11 protein-coding genes and 1 riboswitch are annotated in these 17343 nt (G+C 44.4%); of the genes, 7 read left to right on the top strand and 4 right to left on the bottom strand.

Features of this window, described 5'->3' with window-relative positions; genetic code table 11:
* Window positions 1-285 precede the first annotated feature (285 nt).
* Complete coding sequence (locus NIES1031_RS09720; protein ID WP_073549215.1) at window positions 286-1467, top strand: homocysteine biosynthesis protein; 1182 nt, start codon at window positions 286-288, stop codon at window positions 1465-1467.
* Window positions 1468-1517: 50 nt separating this feature from the next.
* On the opposite strand, the gene NIES1031_RS09715 is transcribed toward NIES1031_RS09720, so the two are convergent.
* Window positions 1518-2468, bottom strand: a complete 951-nt coding sequence (locus NIES1031_RS09715) for a hypothetical protein (protein WP_073549214.1) — start codon at window positions 2466-2468, stop codon at window positions 1518-1520.
* 439 nt (window positions 2469-2907) lie between these two features.
* Between NIES1031_RS09715 and NIES1031_RS09710 the strand changes: the two genes are divergently transcribed.
* Window positions 2908-3711, top strand: a complete 804-nt coding sequence (locus tag NIES1031_RS09710; protein WP_073549213.1) for a tetratricopeptide repeat protein — start codon at window positions 2908-2910, stop codon at window positions 3709-3711.
* Here the strand turns inward: NIES1031_RS09710 and NIES1031_RS09705 are convergent.
* Window positions 3704-4327: a TMEM165/GDT1 family protein gene (locus NIES1031_RS09705; RefSeq protein WP_073549212.1), complete on the bottom strand. Its 624-nt coding sequence runs from the start codon at window positions 4325-4327 to the stop codon at window positions 3704-3706. The genes NIES1031_RS09710 and NIES1031_RS09705 overlap by 8 nt on opposite strands.
* A gap of 240 nt (window positions 4328-4567) precedes the next feature.
* On the opposite strand from NIES1031_RS09705, the gene NIES1031_RS09700 reads away from it, so the two are divergent.
* Window positions 4568-5353, top strand: coding sequence for a DUF429 domain-containing protein (locus NIES1031_RS09700; protein WP_236738784.1), 786 nt, complete (start codon window positions 4568-4570; stop codon window positions 5351-5353).
* Here NIES1031_RS09700 and glgP read toward each other — a convergent pair.
* The gene (gene glgP, locus NIES1031_RS09695; RefSeq protein WP_073549211.1) at window positions 5337-7892 is read right to left on the bottom strand and encodes an alpha-glucan family phosphorylase; all 2556 of its coding nucleotides are present in this window, start codon (window positions 7890-7892) and stop codon (window positions 5337-5339) included. The genes NIES1031_RS09700 and glgP overlap by 17 nt on opposite strands.
* A 276-nt stretch (window positions 7893-8168) precedes the next feature.
* On the opposite strand from glgP, the gene NIES1031_RS09690 reads away from it, so the two are divergent.
* The 3 genes from NIES1031_RS09690 to NIES1031_RS09680 all read left to right on the top strand — a co-directional run bounded on the left by NIES1031_RS09690 (window position 8169) and on the right by NIES1031_RS09680 (window position 12451).
* Window positions 8169-8285, top strand: coding sequence for a photosystem II reaction center protein I (locus NIES1031_RS09690; RefSeq protein ID WP_015188773.1), 117 nt, complete (start codon window positions 8169-8171; stop codon window positions 8283-8285).
* Window positions 8286-8406: 121 nt separating this feature from the next.
* A complete protein-coding gene (locus tag NIES1031_RS09685) occupies window positions 8407-10650 on the top strand; it encodes a DUF3769 domain-containing protein (protein ID WP_073549210.1) in 2244 nt (747 codons plus the stop codon).
* Between the two features lie 33 nt (window positions 10651-10683).
* A riboswitch (Fluoride riboswitch) is annotated at window positions 10684-10748 on the top strand.
* 86 nt (window positions 10749-10834) lie between these two features.
* Complete coding sequence (locus tag NIES1031_RS09680; RefSeq protein WP_073549209.1) at window positions 10835-12451, top strand: cation:proton antiporter; 1617 nt, start codon at window positions 10835-10837, stop codon at window positions 12449-12451.
* Between the two features lie 50 nt (window positions 12452-12501).
* Here the strand turns inward: NIES1031_RS09680 and NIES1031_RS09675 are convergent, their stop codons facing one another.
* Window positions 12502-13986 carry a hypothetical protein gene (locus tag NIES1031_RS09675; protein WP_073549208.1) on the bottom strand — a complete coding sequence of 495 codons (1485 nt, stop codon included), beginning with the start codon at window positions 13984-13986 and terminating at the stop codon, window positions 12502-12504.
* Between the two features lie 129 nt (window positions 13987-14115).
* Between NIES1031_RS09675 and NIES1031_RS09670 the strand changes: the two genes are divergently transcribed.
* A complete protein-coding gene (locus NIES1031_RS09670; protein ID WP_073549207.1) occupies window positions 14116-17331 on the top strand; it encodes an alpha-mannosidase in 3216 nt (1071 codons plus the stop codon).
* The last annotated feature ends 12 nt before the right edge of the window (window positions 17332-17343 follow it).

Below are 17343 nucleotides of genomic sequence, written 5' to 3'. Positions count from 1 at the left end.
GATGAGAGGTCATCAGAGGGCGCTTGCGCAGACCTACGGTTCAGGGTAAAAAGCTGGTTGGGGCAATAGTTTTGAGCTATACTATCAATTTTTATAGACACATTTTAAGCTAATTGAGATACCACCTTCTCGACTTATCATGAGTTTGTCGTTGTTCTATAAAGCTTCTAAATGATTTATGAACGTAACAATATGTAGGCTACTTGTTAATAGTAACTCTAACAGGATGTTCATAACTCAAATGAACTCAAAGTGTCTTAATCTCTAATTTTACTCTCAACTACCATGCGTACAATTACTGAAATTAATGAAAAAATCAATTGCCAAAGTGTTGTGGTATGGACAGTTGAAGAATTAAAAGCAAGAGTAGCACAAGTCGGTATCGCGCAAGCAGCACAAGAAGTCGATGTGATTACGACTGGCACTTTTGAACCGATGGAGTCTTCAGGGGCAATTATCAATTTAGGACACACTGACCCACCGATTAAAATTCGTCGCTGTTGGCTCGATGGTGTTCCGGCTTATTCGGGTTTTGGCGCAGTTGATTTATATTTGGGTGCAACGCAAGCGGTGGAAGCTGTTGATGGCGAGGAAACGCGAGAAAAAGGCGGGGGTCATGTTATTTCTGACTTAATCGCAGGATCTCCGATTCAGCTACGTGCTTTAGGACAAGTCACCGATTGTTATCCACGTGCGACGTTTGAAACGACAATTACCCGCGACACAATTAATCAATTTTATTTATTTAATCCTCGAAATCTATATCAAAATTTTATTGTTGGCGTCAATGGTGGCGATCGCCCCTTATACACATATCTAGGTCCACTACAACCGCGTTTAAGTAATGCAGTTTACTCTAACCCTGGTGCGCTTTCGCCATTATTCAACGACCCTAATTTACAAACAATTGGCATTGGTACGCGAATTTTCTTAGGTGGCGGAATTGGCTATGTCGCGTGGGAAGGAACACAGCACTTTCCTTTACAAAAACGGCTGCCGAACGATACTCCCATTGGTCCTGCGGCAACTTTAGCGTTAATTGGCGATGCCAAACAAATGGATGCTCGTTGGGTACGTGGTTGCTATTTTAAAAGTTATGGTCCTTCGCTTATGCTCGGTGTTGGAGTCCCCATCCCAGTTTTAAACGAAGAAGTCGTTGTCCACTGTGCAGTTCAAGACAACGACTTAGTTGCGCCTATTGTAGACTTTTCAATTCCGCGTCGCGTGCGTCCTACGTTTGGTTTAGTCAGCTACGCACAGCTTAAGTCTGGGCGAATCATGATTGAAGGAAAGCCTGTGCGCGCGGCTCCCTTAGCAAGTATGTTTTTGTCACGTCAAATTGCCATCACCCTAAAACAATGGATTGAAGCCGGAAAATTTACGCTTACTGAACCAGTTGCACCCATCTCTAAAGAACGGTCTTTTCTTCCTCAAGACATTTGGGGCGCACAAGTTGCCTTAGAGTGAGGAGAAAGTGAAAGAGAAGTTCATAACAGAACCTTACTGTGCCCCTCTACTCAATTTGGTGGCTTAGGGCGTTTGATCGGTTTAGGAACCGACGATTTTGGAATTGGTCGCGCTGTTGGCTTAGAGTCTAAAGTCTTACGCACGGGACGTGGTGTTTCGGAATTGCGTTTTGGAAAGGGATAACCGCCTTTACGTGGTGGACCACCACGCTTTAACTTGGGCTTCGCTGGCAGAATTGCGATCGCATTTGCCTGTGTTAGGACTAAATCTTTTTCCTGTCTCTTGGCGTGTAAGTCCCAAAACTGACCAACTGCTTTACTTTTTAGATCCCCGTTGAGTTTTAACTTAAAATACTTGGGCTTATCCGAATCTTTGCGTGGAGCCTGCTTGATTTTCACAATAAAGTGTTCGTCGGGAACAGACTGATAAATAATCTCACCCCGCACAGAAAAATAGCCATCTTCAACGAACGGCGCAGTCGATGTCATTTCCTCTGGTGCAGCAGGATCTGAACTACGAGTTACTTCTTGCAAAGATTTACCCTGCTCCCCGTCTGACCTCTGATCTCTTGTATTTTGCTGTTTTGCTAACTTATCTGGCTCCCAAACACCAACAACTTGTAGGTGTAAAGTCCCTTCTTTTGGTTGTGTACGCGGATAAACTACCCACAAATGGTCTTGCGATAAATCGAGGTGATTCCGCACCAAACTCATAATCCTTCCTAAAAGGACAGTTTCAATTTCTACGCCATCGCTTGTCAACAGAACACCTTTAGTGAATTGCTCGCTGCTGGGGACGTACTTGCCACGAACTAACCCAATTGCACGATATTGCATTGGTTCGCTCGGAGGTGGGATCGGTTGCTGTCGATTGACAGATTCTAAAGTAGTTTCTGGTGCATTTGGTGATGATTCTGCTTCGGTACTTGCTTGCGAGCTTATTGTAACGCGCTCAAAAGCAGCATTAGACGATTCGGAAAACGGATTAACAGAGGAATTCATAAAAACTCCTTGCGGCGGAGACACATCCAAATTGAGATTTTATTTGGCACCTGCACATTAGCTGTAAACTGATAGGAAGTACACGCTGGTAACTTCTTAGCAAAAACAGTCGCTTAAATGCATAGTGCAAAGTCCAGTGTGCGAAGCATAGCACAGGTATATACCCTCTAGTCATCGAACACAGTACAACCATCAGCCAACCGAACATTATTTGAAGGTTCTGTGCGTTGTTCCAAGCGTTCATGAGGTTCAAATCCTATTTCACAGCGCGTTCCTACAAAAAATTGGTTAAAATCTGTTTTAAGTACCTACTTGAGACATATTGGAGATATTTTAACTTGTAGGTCTAAAATGCTTTGGCAAAGTTAAAGCATTTTTCAGTAATGCCCTGATTTGTCAAAGATAATATTATTTTAGATTTAGAGTTCAAGGCAGTTTTGTGTCTCAACCACGTAGACGCTGGTTTATTAGTGTAGTTCTGGTGCTGGCAATCATTGCCTTTGTTGGTTTTTCCATGCTTCCTTTGTTCAGTACCGCATTTCGTGCTAGTCAACCAGCAGGCGAAGCACCCGTAACGAATCAGGCGCAACAACAACTTACAGAAGCTGCACGCGGCTACGAAGTTGTCCTTCAGCGAGAACCAGAAAATCAAACAGCGCTGCGGGGACTCGTCAAAGCGCGACTTGAATTGTTGGATCTTAAAGGTGCTGTTGCTCCGCTAGAGAAATTAGCAGGATTGAATCCGACAGAAGCTGAATACAATTTACTCTTAGCAGACATTAAGCAACGGCTAGGTGATCGCGAAGGTGAAACTACAGCTTATCGCTCGATTCTCGCAACCAATCCTGGTAATCTCCAAGCGCTCGAAGGACTTGCTAATATTCAATTACGCGAACAAAGACCATCGGAAGCGATCGCATTGCTTCAAAATACACTTGATAACGTGCAACAAGCTGATAACATCGACGTTAACGCTGTTCGGCTGCTGTTAGCTCAAGTTTATGCAACACAGCAAAATTACAACGAGGCGATCGCCATCTACGACGAACTCATTAGTAATAATAAACAAGACTTTCGTCCGGTATTAGCAAAAGCAATGGCGCTCAAGCAACAAGGTAAAAATGAGGAAGCTAAATCCTTATTTGATAACGCTGCGTCTTTAGCTCCCGCACAATACAAAGAGCGCATCAATCAACTCGCGCAAGCTCCGCAAGTTGCACCAACTCCTAACCCCGCTAACTAAGAGGTCCTTCCCAGCACGCGACTAACCCAAAGAGTAAAAACAAGCATCCACCAAAGATTGTCAATGCTTGCTCGGATATTCGTCCAGCAAGTATTCTGCCACCAATGACGGCGATCGCCGCACAAAGCGCATGACCTAAAATGGCACCTGTCGTTACCCCAAAAGGATTATTGCCTGCGGCCAAAGCGATAGTCGCGATTTGCGTGCGATCGCCCCATTCGGCGAGAAATGTCAAAACAAAAGCTTCGACACAAATTGCCCAATTCGTTTGCTGAGATAGATGTCCTTCGGCTTTGTCAACAATGTCTGCCGCCTCTTGGACAACTTCAGCATCACACGTATTCGCTGGCATTTTACTCGCATCGTACAGCAGTTTAAAACCAAAGCCAATAAACAAAACGATTTCAGCGTAATAAATGTAATTTGGTGGCAGCAAAGACGCAACTTGTCCGACAAGGACAGATAGCACCGTCATTGCGGCTAAAGCCGCCACTACAGCAGCAAAAATCAGCCTGCGCGAGTGACGCATCGCTAAAATTGCGGCGATAAAGAATGTTTTATCTCCTAGCTCAGAAACGGCAATGAGTAAAAAGCCCGCGATAAATGCAGATAGCACCTGAATCAAGCTCCTCAAACTAGACTAATGGCTAGAGAGCTTGATGACAGCCAAAAGACCCCACCAAGCTCACATTAACTGCTGTGAACTTAGTGAAGGTCTCACTTCCAAATTAGCGCGCTCGATGCTAGTTGCTAAATTGTCACCTGAACCAGGCTTATACGCCAGTGTGTTGATTCAAGTGTACTGACAAAACGGTGTGTCAGTAGCTACTCCCCTTCAAACTAGGTTTAGTCTACTATGTCTTTCGATAGATTTCAAGAAAATACTAAAATGAGGTTTATAGGAATCGATTTCGGGTGGCGATCGCAACCGAGTGGTTTATGTTGTCTAGAGTGGCAAAATCGAAAGTTACAACTTGTAGATTTAGACCGAAAAGAAGCGATTGCCGATATTTTTACCTGGATTGATACCCAAGTAGAACCCGACGCACCGGTGATCGTAGCCGTAGACGCCCCCACCATCATCCCCAACGCGACAGGAACGCGTTTACCCGACAAACTCACGCACAAATACTTTGGTAAATACCACGCAGGATGCTACCCAGCCAACCAAAGTTTAGCCTTTGCCCAACGTACGATCAACTTCGGCTTAGAACTCGAAGCCAGAGGCTTCATCCACGCCCCGCAAATCGAGCCACAAAAACTCGGAAGATACCAAATTGAAGTTTTCCCCCATCCGGCGATCGTTCACTTATTCAACCTCAACCGCATCCTCAAATACAAAAAAGGACGCCTCAGCGATCGCCGTCTAGAACTCATCAAGCTTCACCAACACATTCTCACCACCCTCCCTACATTATTTCCTTGTTTGTGTTCTTTATGCCTCTGTGGTTCGTTTCCCCAAGAAATTCCCAGCACCACAGCAGCCCTCAAAGCACTCGAAGACAAACTCGATAGCCTCATCTGTGCTTATGTAGCCGCTTATTGGTGGTACTGGGGAACCGAACGAAATCTAGTACTCGGCGATCGCACAACAGGTTACATTGTGGTGCCGATGAGAGTAACGCCTAACCTGCCCACATAATCACCCTAGGTTCATACGGACTCGAAAGCAAGGCGTGCTTGGGTAGAACACGCAACGACAAGCCCTGTAAACCGGAAGTTGTATAAGTAATCGTGCCAGTATAAATGCTATGGCCTTGTTGATCGCGACCTTGGAAATTCATTTCATGCGCAATTCCGTTCACAATTTCGCCACTCGCATCAACTGCACCTTGATAAAGTTCTACCTGCACATCTTCTGGCGAGAGATTAGCCAAGTCAATTTGGGCTTTTACCGAGATATTTTGATTGACTTGCACATCCGAACTCGCAGCAATATCAATATTGACAATTTTGATATTAAACCAGCAATCGAGAAGATTCACTTTCCACTGCGCTAACTCGCGTGCAGGAGAGTAGTGATTCGCACTCAAAGTATAGTAGCGATCGCTTGCGGGGAAATAGGCTTTTGTTGCATAATCGCGCACCATCCGCGCGGTATTAAAGACGGGACAGTTGTAACGAATTGCGGCTTTCATCTTGGCAAGCCATTGGCGCGGTAGCCCATCAGCATCGCGGTTATAGAACAAAGGGACAACTTCTTTTTCGAGTAACTCATAAACAGCATTGGCTTCGACCTCATCTTGATAATGAGGATCGTCGTAAGATTCACCGTGTCCTATTGCCCAGCCTGTGCGCACATAATCAGCTTCATCCCACCAACCATCAAGGACACTAAGGTTCAGTAATCCGTTCATCGCTGCTTTCATTCCACTTGTACCCGAAGCCTCTCTAGGACGGCGCGGTGTATTTAACCATACATCGCAACCCGCGACGAGTAAACGGGCGATGTGAATGTCATAGTTAGGCACAAAGACAACTTGCTTTTCTACACCATGTTCCTGAATAAAGTGATTAATATCACGGATCAGTTCTTTACCAGGAATATCTTTCGGATGCGCTTTACCCGCAATAACAAGTTGGACTTTACGGTCTTTATTTGCCATGAGAATGCGCTTGATCCTTTCGATGTCCCGCATCCACAGCGTTGCGCGCTTATAAGTTGCAAAGCGACGTGCGAAACCAATCGTCAGCGTTGAGGGGTCGAGAACTTCTTGGGAAGAGGCAATTTCTGCTGGCGAAGCACCGCGATCGCGTAAATGTTTGACTAAGTGTTCGCGCACCGCGACAATCATTTCTACCTTACAGCGTTCGTGGTTGCGCCATAGTTCTTCATCGGGGATCGCATCAACACGTTCCCAAAGTTGATGATCGGCTGGTGCAGATGACCAAGTAGGACCAAGATAGCGATCATATAATTCTTGCGTTGATTTCGCAACACAACTACGCGCGTGAACGCCATTCGTAATCGCGGTAATCGGAACTTCATCTTCCGGTAAATTGCGCCACAAGCCTTGAAACATCTTGCGTGATACGACACCATGCAGTTTTGACACACCATTCGCAAACGTTGCCATTTTCAGCGCGAAAACTGCCATACTAAAGGGCGCAGTGAGATCGCCCGTATTTTCTCGTCCCAACCCCAGAAATTGATCCTTGGATAATCCAAACTCATCGGCATAATGTCCCAAGTAATACAAAATTTTATCGGGTGGAAACAAGTCAATTCCTGCAGGTACAGGAGTGTGGGTAGTAAAGATATTACTCGAAATGACGACTTGTCTTGCTGTGGCATAATCTAGCCCTTCTTGCATTAAGCCACGAATCCGCTCTAACGTGAGAAAAGCCGAGTGACCTTCGTTCATATGGTACGCTGTCACTTTATGACCCAATGCCTTAAGCATCAACACCCCACCAATTCCCAGCATAATTTCTTGGTGGATGCGCATATCGATGTCACCACCGTATAACTGGTCGGTGATGTCGTGGTCGTAAGGGTTATTGGGTTCAATATTGGTATCGAGTAAGTAAAGCGGTACCCTCCCTACTTGCACGCGCCATACTCTCGCGTAAACGGTACGTCCAGGATAAGGAACCGCAATGCGTAACTCTGAACCATCAGGATGACGCTCTAAATGCAGCGGCATGTTATAGAAGTCATTAATCGGGTAACGTTCTTGTTGCCAGCCATCAGGGTTAAGATACTGCGCAAAATAGCCTTGCTGGTACAGTAGCCCAACTCCTACGAGTGGTAATCCTAAATCGCTAGCTGATTTGAGGTGATCGCCTGCTAAAACGCCCAAACCTCCAGAATAGATTGGTAAGCAATCAACTAAGCCAAATTCGGCGGAAAAATACGCATAACATTCTGATTCCTGGCTTCGATTTCTTTCGTACCAAGTTCCTTCTTGCAAATATTCTTCCAATTGACGCGCCGCCCGATCCATTTGTGCGAGAAAGCCTTCGTCTTCCACAACTTCTTGCAGCCGTGTTTGACTAATGGTTCCTAGCATCAAAACAGGATTGTGATGACTCGATTCCCAAAGGTCTAAATCTAAGCGGCGGAATAAGTCTTTAGCTTCGGTGTTCCAGTCCCAGTGAATATTGTAGGCAAGCTGCCGCAGTTTTTCTAAATGAGGCGGCAAAGCTGGCGAGACGTTGAATGTGTAAATTGGTTGCATAAAATAGCAGATATGTATTTGGTTATTAAAAAATTGTTTAACTACTTCTGCCGCAAGTTGGCAACGATAAATACTTTACCGAGGATAAAGCGATCGCAATCGTTTAACCCTAACCTCTGACCCCTGCTATAGTGAAACCTTAACATCAAACTCACGTCAGAATTTGCAGGTAGTCAAACAATATCAACCAAAAAAAGGGACGACATTTGGGTATGATGAAAAGGACTATCTGCGCATTGCAGTTTCCTTTAGCTTCTCATACTTGGAGATAGTTTTATGTTGACTCTTAAAATTGTTGTCTATATAGTTGTTACCTTCTTCGTTGGTATATTTGTCTTTGGCTTTTTGTCCAATGACCCAGCACGTAACCCTGGTCGGCGGGATCTCGAATAACCACAACAAGATGCCGTAGACTCAAAGGCACAAGTTCAGTTGAATTTATTTAATGCTGACGGGTTAAAAGTGCGCTTGAGGTTATGCACTGGGCTGTCTGTTTGCTTATTTTGACTCAAATATGACTCACGCAGCACCGCCCCCTGAACCGCATCATGTTGTCCATTTGTCGTCTACGGCAATTTCTTCAACTTCATCATCGGTGCGATCGCAATTAGCCGCAGCCAAAGACGCTACACTTTTGGGCGGTGCTGTTTCGATTGGCTATCGAGTTGAGCAAAATAATACTGCGCCAGAAGCTTCCTCTAGTTCAATTCCACCGTTACCAGTTAGTGACGTTGAAAATCGTGATCACATGATCGCGAAGTTAAAAAAATTTGCCAGTGAGACAATTGCTCAAGCACCAGAAAATAGTAATAATAACTTAAGAACACTAGATTTTAGTGCACCAGCGCCAGCAGCACCAGAACCAGTGCAAACGCCACTGCCGGCACCAAGTCAACCTGCACCAGCATCAACAGGTGGCGATCGCATCATCGAGTTGAATTCAAATTATCAAGAATACGACGCTCAGCGGCAGATTGTCACAGCAGAAGGTGATGTTTTGCTGCGGTATGATGGCACGGTGTTAGATGCGGATCGCCTTCAGGTGAATTTAGAAAATCTCATCGGCGTCGGCGAAGGAAATGTTGCACTGACACGCGGACAACAAGTGATACGCGGCGATCGCTTTACCTACAACTTGGTTCAAGATACAGGAAATGTACTGAATGCGAGTGGCGAAGTTTTTATTCCCACCGCCAGAGCAGATTTTACACCAAGTTTACCGACAGATGTCACCGCTGGGGGAATCGCGCCACGACCACTCAGCGATCGCATCACCGCCAATCAACCGCTACAACAAGTCACAAGCCCTGGTGGTGTAGGAATTACCGCAGGTTCAGATCGTGGATTTGGTGGCGTACCTTTACCACAACAAGGAGGCGAGATCCGCCGCTTGCGCGTTGAAGCAGACACAATTAACTTCGATCCTCAAGGTTGGCAAGCAACAAATGTTAGCATCACCAACGATCCGTTCTCGCCTCCAGAGTTAGAGTTACGCGCGGATACAGTAACATTGACACGCGAGACACCCTCACGCGATCGCATTAGAACAACCGGACAACGCTTAGTTTTTGACCAAGGTTTCTCTATCCCAATTCCGCGCAACGAACAAGTGATTGACCGCCGCCAACGGCAAGTGACGCCAGGATTAGTTAACTTGGGTTACGATAGCGAGGATCGCGGGGGACTATTTGTTGAACGCAGTTTCAATGTTATTGATAGCGAAGCAGTGCGCGTTAGTGTCACACCACAGGTTTTTGTGCAACAAGCGATAACCGAAAGCGGCGGTAATATTTTTAGCCCCGATCTCTTTGGCGTACGCGGTAGCTTAGATGCGACTTTAGGACCACAAACAACGCTGACAGGCTTAGCAGTACTTCCAGGATTCACGGATATTGCAGACAACTTACGCGCTAGTTTGCGGCTGCGAACCCCCGTGAATCTTCTGGAACGACCGCATGGCTTAACCGTAGAGTATAGTTATCGCGATCGCTTGTATAACGGTTCGTTGGGCTATCAGACAGTACGTAGTAGTATCGGTGGAATTGTGACTTCGCCAGTCATTCCCATCGGAGACACTGGATTTAATCTTAGCTATCAAGCGGGGGCGCAATATATTACTGCTGATAGCGATCGCATTGATTTACTCGAACCGGATCGGAACAACAATCGCATATCATTAGGTCGCTTGCAAGGTAGTGCAGCACTCAGTCGTGGATTCTTGCTTTGGCAAGGAACTCCTTTACCCGCAACCGCAACCCAAGGATTACGTTATACACCTACGCCGATCGTTCCTTACGTGCAAGTATACGGTGGCGTGCGCGGTGATGCGAGTTTTTATAGTAATGGCGACCAACAAACCTTGTTAACCGGAACAATTGGCATTCAAGGGCAGTTTGGTAATTTCTCGCGACCGTATTTAGACTATACCGGCTTTAATCTTGCGTATTCTCAAGGGCTCTTGGGCGGTTCATCGCCGTTTTTATTTGATCGCACCGCTGATACGCGAATTTTGTCCGCCGGAATCACGCAGCAAATTTATGGACCGTTTCGCCTTGGCGTGCAGACTTCGATTAATGTCGATACAGGTCAAGAACTGAGTACTGACTATTTTCTCGAATACAGTCGCCGTACTTATGGCGTTGTCCTTCGCTATAATCCAGCATTAGAGTTGGGTTCGCTGACTTTGAGAATCAGTGATTTTAACTGGGTAGGTGGTACAGATCCTTTCTCAGGTTCTGACGTGCGATCGCCGTTTTAGGTGAAGTGCGAACAAAATTGTGTTATTCTTGCTTCTGAACTGGGTGATGGAGCTCACCCTAACCGCCTATTGATCAGGCTGATGGCTCCTACTAGTCTGGCTTGCCAGAGGGTAGGGCTACTGCTGTTAACGCTTCTCTTACTCCTGGCAACATCATCGTTGTATTTTTTTGAAGGAGAAAGAAGTGTTAGCCAGCGCGTTGTGGATTTTATTCATGGGCTTTTTTGCGGGACAACTTGCCCGACGATTAGGAGCACCACCCCTAATTGGTATGATTTTGGTTGGCATTGCCATAGGTCCGCAATTCGCAGATTTTATTAGTCCTGAAGTTATAGGTGCAGCTGATGACTTGCGGTTAGTTGCAGTCACGATTATCTTGATGAAGGCAGGACTAGGGTTAGACCGAGAAAAGCTAGCACAACAAGGAACCGTAGCATTAAGATTAGGGTTTCTCCCCGCGTCAACAGAAGCAGTCGTTGTTGCTTTCTTGTCGATGTTTATATTTAACTTTGATTTTTTGACTGGCTTACTGTTAGGCTGTGTTGTCGGAGCCGAATCACCCGCAGTTATTGTACCAGGAATGTTGCGGCTGAAAAGCTTGGGTTGGGGAGTCGCTAAAGGAATACCCGATGCAATCTTGACCGGAAGTGCGCTGTCTGATGTTTTACTTTTGCTCGTATTTAGCTTATTACTTAACTTTTTAGGGCAGCAGGGAGAGGAAGCAATCACACTTTTTGGGATTATTACATTAACTCCTTTACAACTTTTACCGTTTCAGGTAGTTCTAGAAATTGTTTTAGGACTAGCAGCAGGTTTTCTTTTTGCTCGCTTATTGGTGCTAGTACTGGTTAAACAAAACTGGACGCGCAATATTGTTCAAGACATGATTATTGCAGCAGGTGCAGCATTATTTCTTGTGCTTTTTACGGAAGTCTTTCCCTACTATTCTGGTTATCTTGCTGTGATGGCAATGGGGTTCTTTTTAATTGAATTTGATGCACCCCTAGCACGTTTGATTCGCGGTGGATTTGACATATTGTGGACAATAGCAGAGATTGTCTTATTTGTATTACTAGGAGCAACTATTCAGCTTCAGGTGTTAGGAAATATCTTGCTACCTGGGTTGTTACTTTTAACACTTAGTTTAGTTATTGGTCGTGGAATTGGTTGGTATTTCTCTACCTTAGGCAGTAACTGGACTTGGAAAGAAAAGGTGTTCTTACTTCCAGGAAATATGGCAAAGGCGACAGTACAAGCCGCAATTGGTGCATTACCTTTAGCCGCAGGAATTGAAGGTGGCGAAATAATTTTGGCGATCGCCGCGCTTTCGATCTTGACAACGGCTCCCATTGGTGCATGGGCAACGCAAGTGTTCGCACCCAAACTTTTAGAAAAAGGCGAAGTCGATCCGACCAAAGTTGCGGTTACAGGTCGTCCGGTGTTTTTAGCTGCAATAGATACTTCTCCACTGGCAATTCAAGTCCTCCGCAAAGCGGCTGATTTATCACGACGCAGCAACGGTGAAGTAATTGTGTTGTACGTTGATAACTTAGGAGATAAACGTGCCTTAGATGAACTAAAAAGCAAAGCAAATCAACTTCTTGCAGATATTCGCTATGAGTTTCTCACGCAATCTGGTGCGGTTCCAGAAGCGATCGTTCAAGTCGCCGAAGCACGTCAAGTCACAGATATTGTTATCGGTAAACGGGGACACCGCACTTGGGAAGAAGTCATTCTTGGTTCTGTCTCACAAGCCGTTTTAGAAATGAGTCCGATTCCGGTTATTACAGTCGATAGCTAAATTAAAAGAGGTCAGGAGTCAGATGAGAGAATTTAGAGACACCAAAATGTTCAGTACTTGATCTCTGACCTTTGAGCCTTCTTTCTGATATCAAATCGCTGCAACCACTGCCAAAATTTGAATAACAATTTTTCTAGCCATAGCATAGCGCGGTCTAACCATTCGAGGACTTGCTCTAAAGGATGTTTAACATAACCCACAGCGATCGCCGAAACATCGATCCACTCAGAAGTAGGGTTAATTTGTGCGGGATTAGTTGGCGGTGATGGTTCAGAAGTTACAGAAGCGATCGCGCTTGTTCGTCTTAGTTTTACTAACGCAGTCACTGCATTTATTTTTGGCTTGAATCTTTGCCAACCGTTGATTAATTTTCTGCGGAGAGAATCACTTGTTTTATTCTCAGGAAGAACTTTATTTGATGTTTGTGTAAATGCTATTGTTTGTACTTGGGCTTCTGATTCTACTTCTTTGAATAAGTCACTCAGCGATAACCAAGGATCTTCAATGGTAGGTAATGAAACACTAGGTAATTGAGACACAGGGCGATGTGGTATTCTTTTTTGTTGCGTACTGGAGAATTGCAAAGATTTTGTTGCTGACGTGTCTTTTCCTAGTTTTGTGTTACTACCATTTCCAAAAAAGAAATCAATTGCTGCCCAAATTAAAGCTTGAATTCGTATTTGACTTGTAGAATTATCCGATTCAATATTGTTTTGATTTGTTTTATCTGCTAATATAGTTCTACTATTTAATTGATTTTGCCAATATTGAGTGAGTGCGAAAGAATGGGATTCGATTTCGGCAAGAACGCGATCAAGTAAATTCAGCGGTGTTGCTTGAGTAAGTAAACTACTTGGATTTGTCTCACCGTTAAGTTGTGTTGACATTTGAGAAGCATACGCTAAACGCTGACAGCGCCAGTAGGTTGCGACTTCTCCCTCAATCTTGGCTTGTAGTTGTTCCTGCTGTTGTGGCGTAAAAACATCAAGAATTTCATTTTCAGTTGTGACTAAGACTAAGTTACGATTTGCAAGCCCAGTCGCAATTCCACGAATCACTCGTCGATTATTCTTTAGTTGTGCAGCAATAGGTATCCACTCTACAGGTGAAACTTTTGTATCTTGGCGATTTGGGTGGAATAATTCTTTAGTCTGTTGGGCTAAGTGAATGATTTGCGGCGAGAACCAAGCAAAGATATTTGATTGGGGTTGCTCATCTGGCTGAATCGGCGTCATTTCTTCAGCAGGTGTTTCAAATAGCTGCAATACTTGCTGAATTGGCGTATCTGCGCTGGAATGCAAAGAAGACTCTGGCTGATGTGCTTGTAGTTGTGGTGACGCTGGCTTTGGAGAAAATTTAAGCTTCCGTGTTGACTGAAATAGAGCGTAGAAGGGATACAAGACGGCTGGTGCTATCCAACTGGTGGCAAATTGAATTTGGCGAAAAGCGCGATCGCATTGTTGTGTAAACCGCCGCGATTGCTGGTGAATAAAATTGAAGAGTTTGCTTTGATAGCGACCAGAAGCCGAAGACATAATATGGATTAGGTTTGGGTAATGGGTGATGGGTAATTGTTAATAAGTATTTTTCCAATTACCAGTGACCAGCCTTGTCGTTACGTTAATTGTTACTTACTCATTAAACAATCTGATTTTATCGAAAATATGACCTCTACAGCGACTCAAACTTATAGCAACTCAATTTCTCTTATTGAGAAACTTCGTGGTTGTACTCAAGTCAATGTTCAAGCACGTTGGCGAATTTTAGATGAATCGCAAGTAACACCACAAGCTGAAGTAAAACTTAATGCTAGAGAACACATTGCTTGGTCAGCGGGGCAAAAAGTACTGTGGTTAACCCAAAAATTTGTCATTCCCAATGATTTATCAGGGTATCCAATTGCAGGTTTAAGTTTGCGCTTAGCGCTTACCTGGTGGGCGGAAGCTGCACAAATTTATATTAATGGTCAACTTGTCCAGGAAGGCGACTTATTTGATTGTTCAACGCGCGTATTGCTCAGTTCAGCAGTCACACCAGGCGAAGAAATTACAGTAACTTTACGCTTAGTCAGTCCAAATCACGATGCTGGGGCTTTAGTGCGATCGCTTTGCGTTTATGAATCTACCGACACCGCCTATCCTGAACCAGGTTTTATTGCTGACGAGTTCGCGGTTTTACAACGTTACTTAGAAACCTTCTATCCTGAAAAATTATCAATCCTCGCGATAGCGCTTGCAGAAATTGATTGGTCAATTCTACCTGATCAGCACGCATTTACAGAATCACTGCTTACCGTTCGTTCTTCGGTGCAATACTTAGCACAAGAGATTAAGCAACGCCAAATTCAACTTCTCGGTCATGCACACCTTGATTTAGCTTGGTTATGGGCAATTAGTGATACTTGGAAAGCCGCACAACGGACATTTACTTCGGTTCTCAATCTCCAAAAAGATTTTCCAGAATTAATATTTTGTCATTCTACACCTGCGCTTTATGCTTGGATCGAAGAACATCGTCCTGATTTATTCGCTGCAATTCAACAACAAGTAAATGCTGGGCGCTGGGAAATAGTAGGCGGATTGTGGGTAGAACCTGAACTAAATTTAGTCAGTGGTGAATCGATTGTCCGTCAGCTATTGTACGGTCAACGCTATGTTTTAGACAAATTTGGTGCAATTTCTACAGTAGCGTGGCTACCTGATAGTTTTGGTTTTTGCGCTACGTTACCGCAGTTTTTTCAGCAAGCCGGAATTGAGTATTTTGTCACGCAAAAGTTACTCTGGAACGATACAACAAAGTTTCCTTATGGTGCTTTTTGGTGGCGATCGCCTGATGGAAGCACAATATTAAGTCTCATGTCTGCGCCGATTGGTGAAGGTATTGACCCGATCAAAATGGCGACTTATGCCTGCAAGTGGGAACAGCAAACAAGTTTCAAATCTTCACTCTGGCTTCCTGGAGTCGGTGATCACGGTGGTGGTCCGACTCGCGATATGTTAGAAGTCGCCCAAAGATGGCAGAATTCTGCTTTCTTTCCCCAACTGAGGTTTACCACAGCAGAAAAATATCTTCAGCAAATCCGCAATAGTTCTCAAATTGAAGAAGACACCTTTTGCCCCTCGCTCCACTCTCCTCGCTCCTCACCCCTCCCTATCTGGCAAGATGAACTCTATCTCGAATTTCATCGCGGTTGTTACACCACACACGCGGATCAAAAGCGCTGGAATCGCCGTTGTGAAGGATTACTATATCAAGCAGAATTGTTTGCCGCACTAGCTAATATCGCGACTGGCTTCGTTTATCCTCAAGCTCAATTAGAAGCTGCTTGGAAGAAAGTTTTATTTAACCAATTTCACGATATTCTCCCTGGTTCTTCAATTCCTGAAGTCTACGCCGAGGTTAACCTAACTTGGGAAGAAGTTGAACAAGTTACCGCAGAAATTACTCAGCAGTCGTTAAGTGCGATCGCATCTCAAATTAAATTACCGCCACCTCCGCATCCTGACGCTCAACCTTTAGTTGTGTTTAATTCGCTCAACTGGCAACGTTCTGAGGTTGTGAGCGTGACATTACCTGATGCACAAGACTGGCTTGTTTGCGACTTAGACGGAAATCAGCTACCTTGCCAAATTCTTGCTGCTCGATCACTATTATTTAGAGCTAAGGATATTCCTGCTACAGGTTATCGTGTTTTTTGGTTAGTAGCACTTAAGTTTATAGCTCCTTCTACCGATGTATTAAATAATACAACAAAAAATGAGCAAGAAAAAGGCAATAATATAAAAATTATATCAGGTGCTGAGTATTACTCTGATAATAGAAAAAAAACTGAAGATGGGACGCTAGAAAATGAATTTTTACGGGTCATTGTTGATTGTGAAAACGGAAATTTGAAGAGTGTTTTTGATAAGACGTGCGATCGCGAGATATTGCATTCCGACGGAGGTAATCAACTGCAAGGATTTACCGATAGTGGTCAATACTGGGATGCATGGAACATTGACCCCAACTATGCACAGCATCCTTTACCACCAGCGCAACTTGTATCAATTCAGTGGCTAGAGCAAGGCATCATTCAAAGTCGCATTCGCGTTGTGCGTCAACTCGGAGAATCAGAATTTTGTCAAGATTATGTGCTGCAAGCAGGTTCACCGTTGTTGAAAATAGAGACTACTGTCAACTGGCGATCGCGTCATGTTTTAGTAAAAGCGGCTTTTCCTTTCAACCTTGAAGCTGATTATGCAACCTATGAAATTCCTTGCGGTGCAATTCAGCGGACTACTAAGCCAGAAACACCAGCAGAACAAGCTAAATGGGAAGTACCAGCGCTACACTGGGCAGATTTAAGTACGGATGATTATGGGGTGAGTTTACTAAATGATTGCAAATACGGCTACGATAGCCAGCCTCATCAATTACGCTTAACGTTACTGCGTGGTGCAGAATGGCCAAACCCAAACGCAGATCGCGGAAATCATCAATTCACGTATGCGATTTATCCGCATCAAGGTAATTGGCAACAAGCCCAGACAGTACGACGCGGATATGAGTTAAATTCTCCGCTACAGGTGGTGTTAGTGTCACAAGGTGATCGCGTTTCAAAATACTTACTACCAGTAGGCTGTTTTCTTGATTTATCAGCAGATAACCTGATTTTGACGGCGTTTAAACAGTCAGAAGACAATTCTCAAAAATGGATTTTACGCTGCTACGAATGTAACGGAGAAGCGGCACAGTTATCTTTTAACAGTGATTTAGATCTCGCCTTGGAGGAAACTGTTGATTTGTTAGAACGAACCACTAACAATAAATTATTGGAGCCAACTTACCAAATTTCACCTTGGAAGATTTGCTCATTTACAGTAAAAAAGCTACCGTAGCGCAGCAAAATT

This window comes from Chroogloeocystis siderophila 5.2 s.c.1, from assembly GCF_001904655.1.
GTDB lineage: Bacteria > Cyanobacteriota > Cyanobacteriia > Cyanobacteriales > Chroococcidiopsidaceae > Chroogloeocystis > Chroogloeocystis siderophila.
This window is presented reverse-complemented; position numbering and strand designations above follow the sequence as displayed.